The following is a 15,384-nucleotide window of genomic DNA, read 5'->3' as shown; positions in this document are numbered from 1 at the left end:
CGGGGCTCCTGCTCTGCGGCATGGCGCCCGGCGACATGAGCGTCGCCACCTTTCTTGCGCGCGCGAACAATATCATGCGGCTCGGCCCGCTCGCGGCGGCGACCCCCGAAGCCTATCAGCTGAAGAATGAAGTGATCGCGACCGCGAAACGCTACAAGGCGCGGATCGACGCGCAGCGCAGCGCCGGACGCCCGACGACGAGCTGCCCGCCCGAAACGGGAAGCCTCACTCCCGAGGAATGGCTCGCACATCTCAACAGCTACCCCGCACGCATCCGCAGCAAATTGTCGCTCTATGCCGCCTTCGATGCGCTGATGAAGAAACGCTATCCCTGCCCGTCCTGATGCCCGATAAGCGCATATAATGACGATCTATTGCGACGAATCGGGCGGACTCAACGCCGGCGCGATGACCTTTGCCGCGGTGATGCTCACGCCGGAGACCGCCGCCTCGATCCACGCACGATTCCGCGCCGTGACCGGCCTTCGCGGCGAACTCAAGGGTAGCCGGATCAGCTTGACCGAACGCGCCTATCTGCTCGAACTCTTCGATCGCGCCGGCGGCCGCGCCTGGGTGGCAAGCGCCGAGACCGCGAAGCTGATGCCGCCCGCCGACGGTTCGACGATCACCGACCTCGAACTCTATGCTGCGCTGCTCGACAGCGCGGTCGGCCATTGGCTTCCCGAAACCGGAGGTGTGTGCTCGGACGTCGTGATCGACGACGGCCGTTACGATCCGGTGATCCTCGCGCGGGTGCGCGACGCGATCCAGGCCGGGCTCGCGGGCTGGGGCACCGCGTCGCTCGCCGACAGCCGGCGCAGCGAGGGTGTGCAGATCGCCGATGTCGTTGCGAACAGCCTCTACAACATCGCCGCCCATTCGCCGCGCGCGCGGCGGATCGGCATCATCCTCGAACCGATGCTCGCGTCGCGCGCGATCCGCGTCGCCGAACTCACCCGGGTCGCCTGACACAAAAAGGGCCGCGGTTTACCGCGGCCCTTTGGTGATGACTTGTGCCAGCGATCAGTCGAAATCGGGACCGGCGCTCGCCGGGCTGCGCGGCGGCGCCGCGGCGGTAAGGCGGAGCGCTTCGGCCGAGCGGCTGATCGAGCTGATTTCGTCGGGCGTATCGTCGTCGTCGACGACCACCTTTTGCAGCGAACCAACGAGCGAATCGCCCAGATCCTGCGGCTTCACCGTCTGCTCGGCGATCTCGCGCAGCGCGACGACGGGATTCTTGTCGCGGTCGCGGTCGATCGTCAGCTCCGATCCGCCCGAAATTTCGCGGGCGCGGTGCGCGGACAGCAGGACCAGATCGAAGCGGTTGGGAACTTTGTCGACACAATCTTCGACGGTAACGCGGGCCATGGTAATTCCTTGTTGCGGGAGAGGCCGGCCAAGGCGGCGGCTTGCAAGCGCTGCGCGCTAGCAGCGGAGGCCGGGATTGTCAATGTAAGTGCCACCCTTGCCCCGCGCAAGCCGCGCGGCCTATGCAGGGCGCGATGACGAACCCAGCGGCTTCGGCCTGCCCGCACGACCCGATACAGGCGAGCGTTGCCGGTCACGATCTCGAGCTGATCTTCGACGGCGCCGCCCGGCTCGACCGCCTTCGCGCGCTGATCGACGGCGCGGCACGCAGCATCGACATCGTGATGTATATTTTCGACGACGACAGCGCGGGGCGCGAGATCGTCGCGCGCCTGCTCGCCGCCGCGCAGCGTGGGGTGCGCATCCGCGCCGTGATCGACAGCTTCGGCTCGTCGGACACGCCCGACGCGCTGTTTGCGCCGCTCCGCTCCGCCGGCGGCGAAATCCTCTTCTTTTCGCGCCGCTGGCGGTCGAGCTATCTGATCCGCAATCACCAGAAGCTGATCCTGATCGACGAGCGGATAGCGATCACGGGCGGCTTCAACATTTCCGAACAATATCTCAGTCCGCCGCGCCGCGACTGCTGGTTCGACCTCGGCCTGATCGTCGAAGGGCCGAGCGTCGCGCAGGCGGTGCGCTGGTTCGCCGAACTTCACGCCTATACGACCGGCGATGACGGCAAACTGTTGATTCTGCGCCGGCTGATCCGCGAATGGCCGGTCGAGAACGGGGCGCTCACCTGGCTCGTCGGCGGCCCGACGCAGCGGCTTTCCCCCTGGGCGCGCGCGGTGCGCCGCGACCTCGACCGCGCGAGCCGGCTCGACATGGCGATGGCCTATTTCTCGCCCGGTCAGGGGATGCTGCGCCGCCTGGGCCGCGTCGCCCGCCGCGGCCGCGCCCGCTTCGTGATGGCGGCGAAGTCGGACAATGCCGCGACGATCGGCGCCTCGCGCCTCCTCTATGGCTATCTGCTCAGGAAACAGGCCGATGTGTGGGAATATCGGCCGTGCAAGCTGCATATGAAGCTGATCATCATCGACGATGTCACCTATGTCGGCTCGGCCAATTTCGATGCGCGCAGCCTGTTCGTGAACGTCGAGATCATGCTGCGGATCGCCGACGCCGAATTCGCCGCGCGTATGCGCGACTTCGTCGCCAGCCTGGAAGGCGAATGCGAGATCGTGACGAAGGAGTCGCACAAGGCGCGCGCGGGCCTGCTCACCCGGCTGCGCTGGACGCTCGCCTGGTTCGTGGTCGGCGTCGCCGATTATACGGTGTCGCGGCGGCTCAATTTCGGCCTCGCCGAACCCGATCTCGAAGCCGTCTGATCAGTCCTTCCAGCCCCAGAAGAGGAAACAGGGCGGGACGTTGACCCATTCGAACGCATTGTCGATGCGCTTGAAATGCCTGGCGAGGAAATCGCGCGCACGAGCGCGGAACTGATAGACCAGAAAGGCACCGCCGGGGCGCAGCACGCGGTGCGTCGCGGCGGCGATCGCCGGGCCGACGCCGGCGGGGAGCGTCGAAAAGGGCAGGCCCGACAGCACATAATCGGCATGTTCGAAACCATGTGCGGCGATGATCGATTCGACGTCGGTGGCCGATCCGTGGACCGCGATGAAGCGGCTGTCGCGAATATCCTTGTTCAGATAGTCGATGAAATCCGCGTTGGTGTCGATCGCGATCAGCGTCGCGTCGCCCGGCAGATGTTCGAGCACCGGGCGGCAGAAAGTACCGACGCCGGGGCCATATTCGACGAACAGCTTCGTCCTTTTCCAGTCCACCGGCCCCAGCATGTGGCGGATCAGCGTCGGCGACGAGGGGACGATCGACCCCACCATGACCGGGTGCTTGATAAAGCCGCGGACGAACATGCCCCACGGTCCGAAAAAGCGCTTCAACCGCTCGCGCATCCGGCGGGATGTCGCGATCTTCGATTCTTGGGCCTGCGCCCGCGGATTGGTCATGATGGCTTTCGCGTTGTTGCGGTTCGGGATGGCGTGGCAAAAAGCAGGCTGTCGCGCAAGAAAAGATATGGGCTTGACGCTGGACAGCGGCGCCCCCGGCTGTAGGGAGAGGCAGGTCCGCGATGGCCGGTGGCAAAAGGGGGAAGCGAATTTGTCGACGATATCGCGCTCGATTCCCGCCGACCGCATGGCCGTTCTCTTTGCGATCATGCTGGTCGCCGCGGCGGGCAACACCGCGATGCAGTCGATCCTGCCCGCGATCGGCGCCAAGCTGCACATTCCCGACGTCTGGGTCAGCCTGGCGTTCAGTTGGTCGGCGCTGCTCTGGGTGCTCACCGCGCCGCACTGGGCGCGCCAGTCGGACAAGCGCGGACGCAAGGCGCTGATGGCGCTCGGCATCGTCGGCTTCCTCGCCTCGATGGCCTTGTGCGGATTGACGCTATGGGCCGGCCTGTCGGGATGGGTCGCCGCGGGGCCGACCTTCATCCTCTTCGCGCTTTTCCGCAGCCTCTATGGCTCGCTCGGTTCGGCGGCGCCGCCCGCGGTACAGGCCTATGTCGCCGCGCGCACCGACCCCGACGAGCGCACGCAGGCGCTGTCGCTCGTCTCCTCCTCCTTCGGCCTCGGCACGGTGATCGGTCCCGCGGTCGCGCCCTTTTTCATCCTGCCGATCCTCGGCCTGTCGGGACCGCTGATCGTCTTTGCGCTGATCGGCCTCTTCGTGCTCGTGATGCTGCGCTGGCGGCTGCCCAACGACACGCCGCGCTTTGCCGCGCGCGGCTCGATCGCTCCCTACCCCACCTCGGGCACCACCGACCCGGCGCGCAGCGACGACGAGGAAGAAGCCGACGACGCGCCGCACGCGCCGCTGCGCTGGTCGGACCAGCGCGCGCGGCCGTGGCTGCTAGCCGGCCTCCTCGGCGGCCAGGCGCAGGCGATGATGCTCGGCGTGATCGGCTTTCTGATCCTCGACCGGCTGCATCTCCGATCCAATCCCGACGAGGGCGCCGCGATCACCGGCATCGTGCTGATGGCGGGCGCCTTTGCCACCCTGCTCGCGCAATGGGGCCTCATTCCGCTGCTCAAGCTGACGCCGCGCACGACGGTGCTCGTCGGCGCCGCGCTCGGCGCGATCGGCACGGTGATGACGGGGCTGTCGCAGGACCTGCACGCGATCGTCATCGGCTTTGCCACCGCGTCGCTCGGCTTCGGCCTGTTCCGCCCCGGCTTCACCGCGGGCGCATCGCTGTCGGTGCCGCGGCGCGACCAGGGCGCGGTCGCGGGGATGACCGCCTCGATCAACGGATCGGCCTATATCGTCTCGCCGGCGATCGGAGTGCTGCTCTATAACTGGCACGCGATGGTCGCCTATGGACTGATGGCGGGCTTTTGCGTCTGGCTCGTGCTGTGGGGCTGGTCGGCGCTGCGGCAGAGTCCGCTCGCAAGCTAAAAGCGGAATCAAGCCCCTCCCCTGAAGGGGAGGGATTGGATTCGCTCAGTCCTTCGCCTCATCCTCGCCATGCTTCTGGTCGCGGACGGGCTTCAGCATCCCCGGCGCGAAGAAGCCGATCGGATTGACACTCATCGCGTTCTGCTTGATCTCGCCCTGAATCTTTTCATAGTCGCGCTCCATCGCTTCGGTCACCGAGGCGCGGGTATCCTTCAGCGCGGCTTCGAAATCGGCCATCGTCACACTGTCGCTCCGCATCGAGCGCTTGAGCGCCGCGAGGCCCGCGCGGCGAACCAGATCTTCCAGATCCGCGCCGGTGAAGCGGTCGGTCCGCGTCGCGAGCGCGTCGAGATCGACATCCTCCGCCAGCGGCATCTTACCGGTGTGGATTTCCAAAATGCGCTTGCGCCCGCCCGCGTCGGGCACGGTGACATAGATCAGCTCGTCGAGCCGCCCCGGACGCAGCAGCGCGGGGTCGATCAGATTCGGCCGGTTGGTCGCGCCGATCACCACGACCGACTGCATCTCCTCGATCCCGTCCATCTCGGCGAGAATCGTGTTGACGACGCGCTCGGTCACCTGCGGCTCGCCCGCCGAGCCGCCGCGCGCCGGGACCAGGCTGTCGAGTTCGTCGATGAAGACGATCGTCGGCGCCACCGCCCGTGCCCGCGCGAACAGCCGCGCGATCTGTTGCTCGCTCTCGCCATACCATTTCGAGAGCAGGTCCGACGATTTGATCGCGATGAAATTGGCGTCGGACTCGCGCGCCGCCGCCTTCGCAAGCAGGGTCTTCCCGGTTCCCGGCGGGCCATAGAGCAAAAACCCCTTGGCCGGCCGGATGCCGAGCCGCCGGAACGCCTCGGGATGCTTCAAGGGCAGCTCGATGCCCTCGATCATCTTGTCGCGCGCCGCGTCGAGGCCGCCGATGTCGCTCCAGCGTGTCGTCGGCGCCTGCACCATCACCTCGCGCATCGCCGAAGGCTGGACGCGCTTCAGCGCGTTCAGGAAATCGTCGCGCGTGACGCTCAACTCTTCAAGCACTTCGGGCGGGATCGTTCCCTCTTCGAGGTTGAGCTTGGGCATGATCCGCCGCACCGCCTCGATCGCCGCCTCGCGCGTCAGCGCCGCGACGTCGGCCCCGACGAAGCCGAAGGTCGTCCGCGCAAGCTCGTCCAGATCGACATCGGCGCCGAGCGGCATGCCGCGCGTATGGATGCCGAGTATCTCGCGCCGCCCCTTTTCGTCGGGAACGCCGATCACGATCTCGCGGTCGAAGCGGCCCGGACGCCGCAGCGCCTCGTCAACCGCGTCGGGACGGTTGGTCGCGGCGATGACCACCAAGTTGGTGCGCGGCTCGAGCCCGTCCATCAATGTCAGAAGCTGCGCAACGAGGCGCTTTTCGGCCTCGCCCGTCACCTGTCCGCGCTTGGGCGCGATCGAATCGATCTCGTCGATGAACAGGATCGACGGCGCCGCCTTCGCCGCCTGCTCGAAGATTTCGCGCAAGCGCTTTTCGGACTCGCCATAGGCGCTGCCCATGATTTCCGGCCCGTTGATCAGGAAGAATTGCGCGTCGCTTTCGTTCGCGACCGCGCGCGCGAGCCGCGTCTTGCCGGTTCCCGGCGGGCCGTGCAGCAGCACGCCGCGCGGCGGATCGACGCCGAGGCGGCGGAACAGTTCGGGGTAGCGCAGCGGCAGCTCGACCATCTCGCGCAGCTGGTCGATCGTCTCGCCGAGCCCGCCGAGATCGTCATAGGTGACGTCGGTGCGCCGCGCGTCGTGCGGTTCCTGATATTCGGAAAGCAGCTCGACCTCGGTATTTTCGTCGATGAAGACGGCACCCTTGGGCGCCGCCGACACGACGATCAGGCGCACTTCGGCAAGCGCATAGGCCGGCGCATTGAGCATCTGGCGCAGCTGCGGCGGCATGTCGCCCGCGGGAAGCCGCTGCTGTCCCGCGGTCGCCACCGTGTCGCCGGCGAGCAGCGGACGGCCGAAAAAGCTGCGCTTCAATGCCATCGCCGAGCCCTGGAGGCGCAGATTCTGCTGCGCCGGGGCAAAGACGACGCGCGTCGCGGGGCGCGTTTCGACGCGGCTCAGCGCCACCATGTCGCCCGCGCCCGCCCCGGCATTGGCGCGCAGCAACCCGTCGAGGCGAACGACGTTCAGCCCCTCATCCTCGGCATAGGGCGCCATCACGCGCGACACGGTCTCGCGCTTGCCGGTGATCTGGATCGCGTCGCCCTCGGTCACGCCGAGTTCGGCCATCGCCGCGCGCGGGATGCGCGCAATGCCGCCGCCGCTTTCCTCGGCCCTGGCATTCGCAACCTGCAGCTTGACTTGCTTTTCTTTCACCGGTGCATCGGCCAAGGCGTGTCTCCCGCAAAATAGTCAGAATGCCGAAGATAGGGAACGCGTTCCCTCTTTTCGAGCCCCCGGCGTAAGCGCAATCCATGCCGCACTGCACAAAAGTATCTGGCGCGGCGCGCGGTGTCATGTCATCATTGGCGCAACGATCATGGCACGCCTCCCTCCCCTCAGCAGCATGGAAACCTTTCTGGAAGTCGCGCGCCACGGTACGGTGAAGGCGGCGGCGAGCGAGCTCGGCCTGTCGATGCCCGCGCTGTCGCGGCGCATCCAGACGCTCGAACATGCCGTCGGGCGCCCGCTGTTCAACCGCCACCACCACGGACTGCGGCTGACCGAAGCGGGACGCGCGCTGCAGGATCAGCTCGCGCCGATCCTCGACGAACTGCGCAGCGTGATCGCCAATGTCGGCAGCCCCGACGCCTCGCTGCGCCTGCATTTGAACGTATTGCCGCTGTTCGCACAGCAGCGGCTCTTCCCGCGTCTGCCTGCGCTGCGGCGCCAGCATCCCGAACTGCATATCGACATCGACACTTTGTCGCACGGCGAGGCGCGGCTCGGCGAAGGGATCGACGCCGCGATCGCGCTCGCGCGCGCGATCGACCCCGCACTCTATGCGGCGCGGCTCGACCAGGACAAGGTCTTCCCGATCGCGTCGAAGGACCTCACCGACGGCGACCGGCCGATTACCGTGCCCGAACAGCTCCAGCGGATGACGATCCTGCTCCACCGCGAGATGCCCGAAACCTTCGCCGAATGGAAAAATGCCGTCGGTATGCCCTATCTCGAGCCCGCGGGAATCGACTTCTTCGATTCGGGGCCGCTGATGCTCGAAGCCGCAGCGCAGGGGATCGGCGTCGCCTTCATGCACGGCCATCATTTCGACGACGCGCAGGACGGCCGCCTCGTCCGCCTGTTCGATTTCGACGTCGACAGCCCGTACAGCTATTGGTTCGTCTGCCGCCCGCGCGCGCTGCGCCAGCCGGCGGTGAAGCTGTTCCACGACTGGCTGCTCGACGCGCGCATCTGACCGGTTTCAGACGGGCGGCGGCGCCCCCAGCGCCTCGCTGCGCATATCGGTCGCAATATCCCACACCGCGATGAACATCGCCGCGACCACCGGGCCGATAACGATGCCGTGAAAGCCGAACAGCTGCAGCCCGCCCAGCGTCGTGATCAGCACCACATAGTCGGGAATACGCGTCTCGCGGCCGACGAGGACCGGGCGCAGCACATTGTCGACCATGCCGATCACGAACAGCCCGCAGAACACGAGCACCGCCCCCTGCCAGAAGCTGCCGGTAAAGAAGAGATAGAGCGCCATCGGCACCCAGACGAGCCCGGTGCCCACCGCCGGGATCAGCGACGCCGCGCCCATCAGCACGCCCCACAGCAGCGGCGCTTCGATGCCGAGCGCCCACAGGATGAGGCCTCCGAGCAGGCCCTGCAGGATCGCGACCACGATCGTTCCCTTGATCGTCGCGCGCACGACGACAATGAAGCGCTCGACGAGGCGGTGGAGATGGTCGCTGCGCAGCGGCACCGCGGCCGCAACGCGCCGTTTCAGGCCTTCTCCGTCGCGGATCAGGAAAAAGGCGAGATAGAGCATCACGCTGAGCTTGAGGAGCAGGCCGAACAGGCTCTGCCCGATTTGCAGCGCCTGGCCCAGAACTGCGCGGACGCCGTCCGCGGCGCCCGCGCCAAAGCTCGTGCGCACCTCCGCCAGATTGTCGATACCCAGATTGTGCAGGAAGCCGGTCACCCACGAAGGCATGGCCGCGCGAAAGGTCGCGACGATCTGCGCCGGGTCGATGTCGCCCGACTGGATACGGTCATAGATGGCGGTGGCTTCGCCGACGAGCGCCATGGTCAGGATCGCGGCGGGCACGATCACCAGCGCGACGATCAGCAACAGCGTCAGCAGCGCCGCCGAACTCGGGCGCCGCGGCATTTTTCCGAGCAGCCGCGTATAGATGGGCGTGAAAAGGATCGCGGCGATGACCGCCCACAGGATCGCGGCGAGAAACGGCAGCAAAATCCAGGCGAAGGCTGCCGATACCGCGATCAATATCGCCATGAAGGCCCAGCGATCGTTGGTGACCGGCGGATAGCCGCTGTCCTTCATGCCCCTGCTTTCCCTGCCCGGCGCATGAGGCGCCCGCCCCCGTCCTTAACCCGGCGCGCGGCGCGCCGTAAAGCGCGCAAATCACCGCCGCGAAACGCGCGCCATGCCGGCGTTTTCGAAGGAGGGGTGTGCGAAATGGTGCTGCTGGAGAGGATTGAACTCTCGACCTCACCCTTACCAAGGGTGCGCTCTACCACTGAGCTACAGCAGCGTTCCGGCCGGCCGCGGGCGGATCGCCGCGGGGCAGGCGCGGCCTATGGCGGCGCGCCTTGCCGCTGTCAAGGTGCGAGGCTTGACGAAGCCGAGATTTCGCGAGAATGACGGCGGCGTGAGCAAGCCGCCCTCCCCCGCCGACCTCGAACGCGAACGCCGCCTCGCGGAAGCGCTGCGCGCCAATCTGCGCAAGCGCAAGGCACAGGCGCGCGAAGCCAGGGCCGAGGCGCCGCCTAAAGACTGACCGTCACGGTCACCGGCTCGTCCTCCACCAACCCCTCGGCCTTGCGCACCGCCGCCTTGACCGGCAGCAGCCAGCCGCCGCTCTCGCGATGCGGAAACACCGAGGTCTTCCAAACGGTATCGCCGATCCGCGCCTCGACCCGCGCCGATCCGAAGCCGCGCCGCCCGTCGAGCCATTGCCCGGAGATCGCCGCAAGCCGAATCGCGTCGGCCGCTTCGCCCGCAATGGTCAGGAAATACCACGCCGCCGGGCCAGCGCTGGACGTCCAGCGCCACAGCGGGGTGGTGACGGCGACGCTCTCCACTATTTCGCCCCCACCGCGCGCACCGGCACCGGGATATTGCAGATGTCGGCGCCGCCGGCGGGGCGGATGAAGAAGGGGTCGCGGCGGTTGGCGCGCGCGTCGGCATAGCGCGCGAAGCTGTCGCTCTCGGTCGACAGATATTCGAACGCCGGCCGCCCGACTTCGGGGAGGTCGCTCGCGAGCCGGACCGAGGCGATCGGCACGCGCTGCGCGGGGTCGGCATAGAAGCCGAGCGGACCGGTGCCGCGCGGCAGGCTCGACAGATGTTCGATCCCGCTCACGACGCGCCCGATCAGCGCGATATTGCGGTCGAGATGGCGCGGCGCGTGACCGATGACCGCATAGAGCTCCGCCCCCGAGCCGGTGTCGGGCGACAGGTTGCGGCCGACGCCGACCATGCCGTAGCAGTGGACAGGCCATTCATAGTCTTCATCAGTCGCCAGCGGCCAGCCACGGTCGAACAAATATGCAGCAGCATAATTATCGGGGCCAACATCGGCCGATCGCGGCCCGGTCTCGGCCGATCCGCCTTCACTCCACTTTTCAAGCAACGGCTTCATGGACTTGTCGTATTTCAACTCGATCCATTGTGTCCGATACTCGCTCTCCGGCACCATCGCCAAGCCGTCCGGCAGCGGCTTCGCTTTCGCTGCGTCCTCGCCATCGGGATCGCCCCATTGCGCGACATAATTGTCCTGCACCCGCGTCACCGCGGTGCCGTCCCACCAGTGCGCCGCGGCGAGCTTGCGGATATTGCCGATCCAGCCCTGGCTGAACGGCGGCGGCATCAGCTGGATGATGACGCGCCGCGGCTTGCCCGCCGCATCGGGGGCGAGATCCATCACCAGCAGGTCCGAAGGCGCGATGCGCACCCACTCCCCCGCCGCTGCGGCTTCGACAATTTCCCCCGGTGACGGCGCGGGCGCCGCCTCTTCGGCATGGACGGGAAGCAAAAGCGCGGCGGCTGCGGTCGCGGCGAGAAGCAGTTGTCTCATCGCGCCTGTCTGCCACGCCCAACCGGCTTGCGAAACCCCCGCCAAGCGATTAGGGCGCCCCTTCCAGAGCAGATGCGGAGCGGTGGCCGAGTGGTCGAAGGCGCTCGCCTGGAAAGTGAGTATACGGCAAAACCGTATCGAGGGTTCGAATCCCTCCCGCTCCGCCATTTTACGCTATGATGCGCGGGAACGCGCGAACGCGCGCCGCGGCTATCGCTCAAAGGGAGGGCATAGCGTGGATGGTACGCCAGACAACGCTAAGGCCGAACAATATGAGAACGGCGGTGTGGGGACGGTCTACGCCGGAGTTCGATGGGGCCCAGACCTGTCTACGCTGTCGGGACATACCCTAACGAGCGGCATTCTCTCGCGCGGCAATTCTCTCGACCAGCGTATTTATCGCTGTCTCCATGGCGCGTGCAGTTTGGTCGCCGCTTTGGTTGGTGATGACGAATATGCCAAGATCGTACTTCGGCATGATGTAGATGTAGGACTGGGAACGGGGCACGCCACCATGATGCGCATAGTAAACGCCCTTCAAGTGGTCGCCGCTGACGATGTTCCAGAAATAGCCGATGCTGAACTCGGAATCGAATTCGACGAGGGCATGATGCGATTCCGTCACGACAGGCCCACCGGCCAACTGGAATTTGAGGTACTTCACCATTTCCGGGGCAGTCGCCTTTACGTTTCCAGATGCGCCCCAGGGCAACTGCGGCATTGGCGTTGTCGGTACCGCGTTGTCGCTGTGATAGCCGACCGCAAGCCGCGTCGCCTCCGCCTCGTTCAGCCGGATTCTGAGGCCGCTTATAGCCGCAGAATCTTGAAAGAACCCGCGTAACAGCGACTCGTAGTCGCGCTTGTAAACCGCTTCCAGAATATGTGCCGCCAGCTCGGTTCCGGTACTGGAGTACGCGTAATTCTTTCCAGGCGCCTGGCGAATCTTGACAGCGTGCAGATCCCTGAAGAAATCCGCCTTGGTATAGCGCGCGTAAATGGCATTGAGTTCGTGGGGTGTACGCTGATCCGTGAAGTCCTCCAGCACCGTGTTCGCGCGGTCCGGCAACATGTTCGGCAGGCCGCTCGTATGCGACAGCAAGTGACGGATGCGGATGGGATCGCCCTTGTACTGCAGGTTCGGATAGTCCCCGGGCAGATATATCCGGACATCGTCGTCCAAATCCAGCCTGTGCTCCAAGACAGCTTTTGCCATCAGGGTTCCCGCCAGGGTCTTGCTCAGCGAACCGATTTCGTAAAGGGTTGCATCGGTCGGAGGGCTTGGCTTCCCGGCTTCCATGTCGCCGCGATGACGGATGAATTCCTTGCCCCGATATACGACTCCGATCGAGGTCGAGTGGAGCAACGGCTGTTCGATCAGAGTTGCGGCGACCTCATCAATGTCCGCGCCAAGATCCTTCGCCGCTACGTGCTCGCCCGCGCAGCCAGTGGCCAAGAGCGCGGCGGACAATACGAGGTAGTTGAACCACCGCCTGTTTTGAACAATCATCGAAATCGTTTGCATGCGTCAGCCCTTGATTGTGGTTTCCCGTTCTTCGTCGCCATCGACCAGATTGTGACCGTCAGGCTCCAGTTCCTGCGTCAGCAAATCTTCGAAGGCGCAGCCCCGCAGCGGCCCTTGCCAGTGATCGCCGATTATCTCAAATATGGCGTCAGGTTCTTGAGAGTGAACGCGGCCAATCATAGTGCTACAGCGCAGACATAGTGCTCATCACTATCAGTCGCGGCCCGCCACGCTCCAATGCCGCATGGCCCCATCGGTTTTCCGTGACCCGGCGCGCAGCGTGCTTTCTGCACATGAGCACCGGAAGCGCGGAAAGACGCCATTTGCAGGCCGCCAGAGCTGAATGTCGATCCGCCCTAGCCTTCGGGGTGGCTGGTGACGTAATCCATGACCGTCGAAAACGGCGCAACCCAGATGGTGTCGGAATGGTCCTTTAGATAAGCGAGGAGCTGCGCGTGCGCCTCGGCGGATACCTTCAAATAATCGCCGCCGACTCCGTGAAAGCCGAGAACCAACAGGTCGCCGGCCTCTTCGGCACTTTTGACCGCGGCGATCATATCGGCGCCTGTCGCCTTTTCGTCGAACCAGCGGCACGGCACATCCATGGGATCCTCGCCGCCCGGCCAGCCCGCGCTGCGGGTATAGCGCACCAGTCCGCTGGCGCGCAGTTCGGGGAGATAGTCCACACCGCCGGCCAGATGCTGACCGCAAGGCGTGGCGAAGCTGTGTTGCAACTTCCCGTCGATCGCCGTCAGCATGGTGTTCATCGTCCGGATTTCGGCAAGCATCATCGGGACGTCATAGGCTTCGCTGGTGTCGAGCTTCCTCGCCGGCGGATAATTGGTCTGCGGGCAGGCGTGGCGAATAGTGTGGTTTCCAAGCTCGTGGCCTTCGGCCGCAGCGGCCCGCCAGCGCGCGATCTGTTCCGGTAGCAGTGCATTGCCGATCAGGAAAAACGTCCCTTTCAGGCCGGCCGCATCCAGCGCGGGAATGGCAATATCGAGATCGGAGGGCAAGGCATCGTCATAGGTCAGCACCACGGCCGCCTGTTTGCCGCCGGGCCATTGCCGCGCCTCTGCCGGGGCCGCCGTCAGCGCCATCCCGATCAGAATTGAAGCGACCCGCGATAGAAGTGTTGCCGACCGCACCGATGCCTCCCCCGATGTCCTGCTTTGAGAGCCCCTCTAGCGGATGGGAAAAACTAAGACAATATACGCGATCGGTGGCTGCGTTCGGCGCGATTCACGGCTCAGCAAACCCTTGCCGCCGGCCACCGACGCCGATCTATTGACGACCGGCGGGCTCAAGATATACTCATACAAATCATTCGGCCATTGACGGAGCCGACAAAGTCAATGTTTGCAGCGGGAGAATTGGGGGGAATGTCGAACGTCAGCCGTCGTGCGGTCCTGGGGGCCGGAATCGCCATCGCCGCGGCGCCGCGTCCAGCGCTGTCGACTCCCGGCGATGAAGTCGTCGAACTGTGGCCCGGTACGCCGCCCGGCGCAACCGGCGTGCCCATCGTCCGCAAGATCGACGATCAGTCGCACGACCCGAGCAATCCCGACCGCTGGATCAGGGGGATCGACCGGCCGACGCTGGTGGTCCGGCGGCCCGCGAAGCCCAACGGTGCCGCGGTTCTGCTGATTCCCGGCGGAAGCTATTGGTTCGAAGCCTATGACAATGAGGGAACCAGTCAGGCCGACTGGCTCAACGCGCGCGGCATCACCGCGTTCATTCTCCTCTATCGCCTGCCGCACGAAGGATGGCAGCATCGCGAGGACGTGCCGCTGCAGGACGCCCAGCGCGCGATGCGGCTGATCCGGTCCCGGGCACGCCAGTTCGGGATCCTGCCGGATCGCGTCGCGGTGCTCGGCTTTTCGGCCGGCGGCCATCTGGCCGGGTCGCTGGCGGCGCGTCATGCCGAATCCGTCTATGCGCGGGTTGACGAAGCCGACCGCCTTTCGGCGCGGCCCGATATTGCCGGACTAATCTATCCGGTGGTCAGCCTCGACGCGTCGTTCACCCACGCGGGTTCGCGCGACGCGCTGCTCGGCCCCGACGCGACGGAGGCGGCACGGCGGGCACGATCGGTAGAGCTTCGGGTCACGGAGGATATGCCGCCCACATTCCTGGTACATGCGGCCGACGACCAGGTGGTGCCGCCCGCCAACAGCATCGCCTTGTTCGGGGCAATGCAGGCCAAGGCGCGCCCTGTCGCACTCCACATCTTCGACCGGGGCGGCCACGGCTTCGGTGTACACCCGCCTGCGAGCGAACCCGTATCTGCCTGGCCCGGGCTCTTCGCCGCTTTCGGCGCCCGTCACGGAGTTTTTCCGCAATCGCTGGGCTGACCGCCTGACGCGGCGGCAGGTTGGAGCTCGGCGGGATCGTCGGCCGCGCGGAGATGTGGCTCGAATGGCAGGCAGGTCGTGGACGGGCATGGCTGCGGCGAAGCCGCGCGGGACGTTCTCTGCCTGCGGGCAATGCCGAACGGATCATGGCCCTTGGGATGGAAAATGAGCCCGGAAGCCCGGCGGATTGACAGGGTCGGTCGTGGTGGCGGATCAACGTGTCGGCTGGTGCAGTCCGCATGGATCGGACACAATCCGAATATTGACCGATCGACACGGGGTATATACTCATACAAATGAGATTCGAGAGAGGATGAGCCGCTTGCCCCCAGTTTCCCACGCAACCCCTGTCGCCGCTCCGCCGCACCGTAAATCCGGCGGCTACGGAAGGCCGCTTGCTCTGCTTGCGAGCCTCTTTTTCATGTGGGGGTTCATCACGGTCATCAACAACACGCTGCTTCCTCATCTGCGCAGC

Annotated in this window: 16 protein-coding genes, 2 tRNA genes and 1 pseudogene; 9 read left to right on the top strand and 10 right to left on the bottom strand. The window is 65.8% G+C overall.

The genetic code is table 11. The features are described 5' to 3' along the window. The first annotated feature begins 20 nt into the window (after positions 1-20). Positions 21-344, top strand: coding sequence for a hypothetical protein (locus tag CHB69_RS16950; RefSeq protein ID WP_245836908.1), 324 nt, complete (start codon positions 21-23; stop codon positions 342-344). Between the two features lie 19 nt (positions 345-363). After that, positions 364-969, top strand: coding sequence for a DUF3800 domain-containing protein (locus CHB69_RS16945; RefSeq protein ID WP_089217128.1), 606 nt, complete (start codon positions 364-366; stop codon positions 967-969). 54 nt (positions 970-1,023) lie between these two features. Here CHB69_RS16945 and rpoZ read toward each other — a convergent pair whose 3' ends face one another. After that, positions 1,024-1,368 (bottom strand): DNA-directed RNA polymerase subunit omega, encoded by a 345-nt coding sequence (gene rpoZ, locus CHB69_RS16940; RefSeq protein WP_089217127.1) that lies wholly within the window; start codon positions 1,366-1,368, stop codon positions 1,024-1,026. Positions 1,369-1,502: 134 nt separating this feature from the next. Here rpoZ and CHB69_RS16935 point away from each other — a divergent pair, with 134 nt between their 5' ends. Continuing rightward, positions 1,503-2,696 carry a phospholipase D-like domain-containing protein gene (locus CHB69_RS16935; RefSeq protein WP_089217176.1) on the top strand — a complete coding sequence of 398 codons (1,194 nt, stop codon included), beginning with the start codon at positions 1,503-1,505 and terminating at the stop codon, positions 2,694-2,696. On the opposite strand, the gene CHB69_RS16930 is transcribed toward CHB69_RS16935, so the two are convergent. Then, entirely contained in the window at positions 2,697-3,335 is a 639-nt protein-coding gene (locus tag CHB69_RS16930) for a class I SAM-dependent methyltransferase (protein WP_170935620.1), read from the bottom strand. A gap of 187 nt (positions 3,336-3,522) precedes the next feature. Here CHB69_RS16930 and CHB69_RS16925 point away from each other — a divergent pair, with 187 nt between their 5' ends. Next, entirely contained in the window at positions 3,523-4,785 is a 1,263-nt protein-coding gene (locus tag CHB69_RS16925) for an MFS transporter (protein ID WP_089217174.1), read from the top strand. Between the two features lie 45 nt (positions 4,786-4,830). On the opposite strand, the gene CHB69_RS16920 is transcribed toward CHB69_RS16925, so the two are convergent. After that, positions 4,831-7,155 carry a CDC48 family AAA ATPase gene (locus tag CHB69_RS16920; RefSeq protein WP_089217126.1) on the bottom strand — a complete coding sequence of 775 codons (2,325 nt, stop codon included), beginning with the start codon at positions 7,153-7,155 and terminating at the stop codon, positions 4,831-4,833. 148 nt (positions 7,156-7,303) lie between these two features. Here CHB69_RS16920 and CHB69_RS16915 point away from each other — a divergent pair, with 148 nt between their 5' ends. Further along, positions 7,304-8,182 carry a LysR substrate-binding domain-containing protein gene (locus CHB69_RS16915; protein ID WP_089217125.1) on the top strand — a complete coding sequence of 293 codons (879 nt, stop codon included), beginning with the start codon at positions 7,304-7,306 and terminating at the stop codon, positions 8,180-8,182. Between the two features lie 6 nt (positions 8,183-8,188). Here the strand turns inward: CHB69_RS16915 and CHB69_RS16910 are convergent, their stop codons facing one another. Next, on the bottom strand, positions 8,189-9,277 hold the full coding sequence (locus CHB69_RS16910; protein WP_089217124.1) for an AI-2E family transporter: 1,089 nt from the start codon (positions 9,275-9,277) through the stop codon (positions 8,189-8,191). Between the two features lie 136 nt (positions 9,278-9,413). Then, positions 9,414-9,488 (bottom strand) — tRNA-Thr (locus CHB69_RS16905). An 81-nt stretch (positions 9,489-9,569) separates the two neighbouring features. Here CHB69_RS16905 and CHB69_RS20290 point away from each other — a divergent pair. Beyond that, complete coding sequence (locus tag CHB69_RS20290; RefSeq protein WP_170935619.1) at positions 9,570-9,734, top strand: hypothetical protein; 165 nt, start codon at positions 9,570-9,572, stop codon at positions 9,732-9,734. On the opposite strand, the gene CHB69_RS16895 is transcribed toward CHB69_RS20290, so the two are convergent. Beyond that, entirely contained in the window at positions 9,724-10,038 is a 315-nt protein-coding gene (locus CHB69_RS16895) for a DUF1905 domain-containing protein (RefSeq protein ID WP_089217122.1), read from the bottom strand. The genes CHB69_RS20290 and CHB69_RS16895 overlap by 11 nt on opposite strands. After that, positions 10,038-11,033, bottom strand: coding sequence for a peptidylprolyl isomerase (locus CHB69_RS16890; RefSeq protein WP_089217121.1), 996 nt, complete (start codon positions 11,031-11,033; stop codon positions 10,038-10,040). The genes CHB69_RS16895 and CHB69_RS16890 overlap by 1 nt, the downstream gene beginning before the upstream one ends. Before the next feature lie 76 nt (positions 11,034-11,109). Between CHB69_RS16890 and CHB69_RS16885 the strand changes: the two genes are divergently transcribed. Next, positions 11,110-11,200: transfer RNA gene (locus tag CHB69_RS16885), tRNA-Ser, on the top strand. Between the two features lie 182 nt (positions 11,201-11,382). On the opposite strand, the gene CHB69_RS16880 is transcribed toward CHB69_RS16885, so the two are convergent. The 3 genes from CHB69_RS16880 to CHB69_RS16875 form a co-directional block, all read right to left on the bottom strand. Then, positions 11,383-12,555: a serine hydrolase domain-containing protein gene (locus CHB69_RS16880; RefSeq protein WP_089217120.1), complete on the bottom strand. Its 1,173-nt coding sequence runs from the start codon at positions 12,553-12,555 to the stop codon at positions 11,383-11,385. A gap of 3 nt (positions 12,556-12,558) precedes the next feature. Then, positions 12,559-12,735, bottom strand: coding sequence for a hypothetical protein (locus tag CHB69_RS20285; protein WP_170935618.1), 177 nt, complete (start codon positions 12,733-12,735; stop codon positions 12,559-12,561). 176 nt (positions 12,736-12,911) lie between these two features. Next, complete coding sequence (locus CHB69_RS16875; protein WP_212541947.1) at positions 12,912-13,655, bottom strand: polysaccharide deacetylase family protein; 744 nt, start codon at positions 13,653-13,655, stop codon at positions 12,912-12,914. Between the two features lie 282 nt (positions 13,656-13,937). Here CHB69_RS16875 and CHB69_RS16870 point away from each other — a divergent pair, with 282 nt between their 5' ends. Together CHB69_RS16870 and CHB69_RS20595 are read left to right on the top strand one after the other, a co-directional pair. After that, positions 13,938-14,909, top strand: a complete 972-nt coding sequence (locus tag CHB69_RS16870) for an alpha/beta hydrolase (protein WP_089217119.1) — start codon at positions 13,938-13,940, stop codon at positions 14,907-14,909. A 313-nt stretch (positions 14,910-15,222) separates the two neighbouring features. After that, positions 15,223-15,384 (top strand): annotated as a pseudogene (locus tag CHB69_RS20595) (glucose/galactose MFS transporter); the annotation flags it as partial.

Origin of the sequence: Sphingopyxis indica (genome assembly GCF_900188185.1) — a bacterium.
Classification (GTDB): domain Bacteria; phylum Pseudomonadota; class Alphaproteobacteria; order Sphingomonadales; family Sphingomonadaceae; genus Sphingopyxis; species Sphingopyxis indica.
Note: the sequence above shows the minus strand (reverse complement) of the source record. Positions and strands in the feature narration are given on the sequence as shown.

What these genes read in the sequence shown, in the direction of transcription:
- CHB69_RS16880 (WP_089217120.1), bottom strand. Translation starts at nt 12,555, where the DNA reads ATGCAAACGATTTCGATGATTGTTCAAAACAGGCGGTGGTTCAACTAC.
- CHB69_RS16925 (WP_089217174.1), top strand. Translation starts at nt 3,523, where the DNA reads ATGGCCGTTCTCTTTGCGATCATGCTGGTCGCCGCGGCGGGCAACACC.
- CHB69_RS16875 (WP_212541947.1), bottom strand. Translation starts at nt 13,655, where the DNA reads ATGGCGCTGACGGCGGCCCCGGCAGAGGCGCGGCAATGGCCCGGCGGC.
- CHB69_RS16870 (WP_089217119.1), top strand. Translation starts at nt 13,938, where the DNA reads ATGTCGAACGTCAGCCGTCGTGCGGTCCTGGGGGCCGGAATCGCCATC.
- CHB69_RS16915 (WP_089217125.1), top strand. Translation starts at nt 7,304, where the DNA reads ATGGCACGCCTCCCTCCCCTCAGCAGCATGGAAACCTTTCTGGAAGTC.
- CHB69_RS16930 (WP_170935620.1), bottom strand. Translation starts at nt 3,335, where the DNA reads ATGACCAATCCGCGGGCGCAGGCCCAAGAATCGAAGATCGCGACATCC.
- CHB69_RS20285 (WP_170935618.1), bottom strand. Translation starts at nt 12,735, where the DNA reads ATGATTGGCCGCGTTCACTCTCAAGAACCTGACGCCATATTTGAGATA.
- CHB69_RS16950 (WP_245836908.1), top strand. Translation starts at nt 21, where the DNA reads ATGGCGCCCGGCGACATGAGCGTCGCCACCTTTCTTGCGCGCGCGAAC.
- rpoZ (WP_089217127.1), bottom strand. Translation starts at nt 1,368, where the DNA reads ATGGCCCGCGTTACCGTCGAAGATTGTGTCGACAAAGTTCCCAACCGC.
- CHB69_RS16910 (WP_089217124.1), bottom strand. Translation starts at nt 9,277, where the DNA reads ATGAAGGACAGCGGCTATCCGCCGGTCACCAACGATCGCTGGGCCTTC.
- CHB69_RS16890 (WP_089217121.1), bottom strand. Translation starts at nt 11,033, where the DNA reads ATGAGACAACTGCTTCTCGCCGCGACCGCAGCCGCCGCGCTTTTGCTT.
- CHB69_RS16935 (WP_089217176.1), top strand. Translation starts at nt 1,503, where the DNA reads ATGACGAACCCAGCGGCTTCGGCCTGCCCGCACGACCCGATACAGGCG.
- CHB69_RS16945 (WP_089217128.1), top strand. Translation starts at nt 364, where the DNA reads ATGACGATCTATTGCGACGAATCGGGCGGACTCAACGCCGGCGCGATG.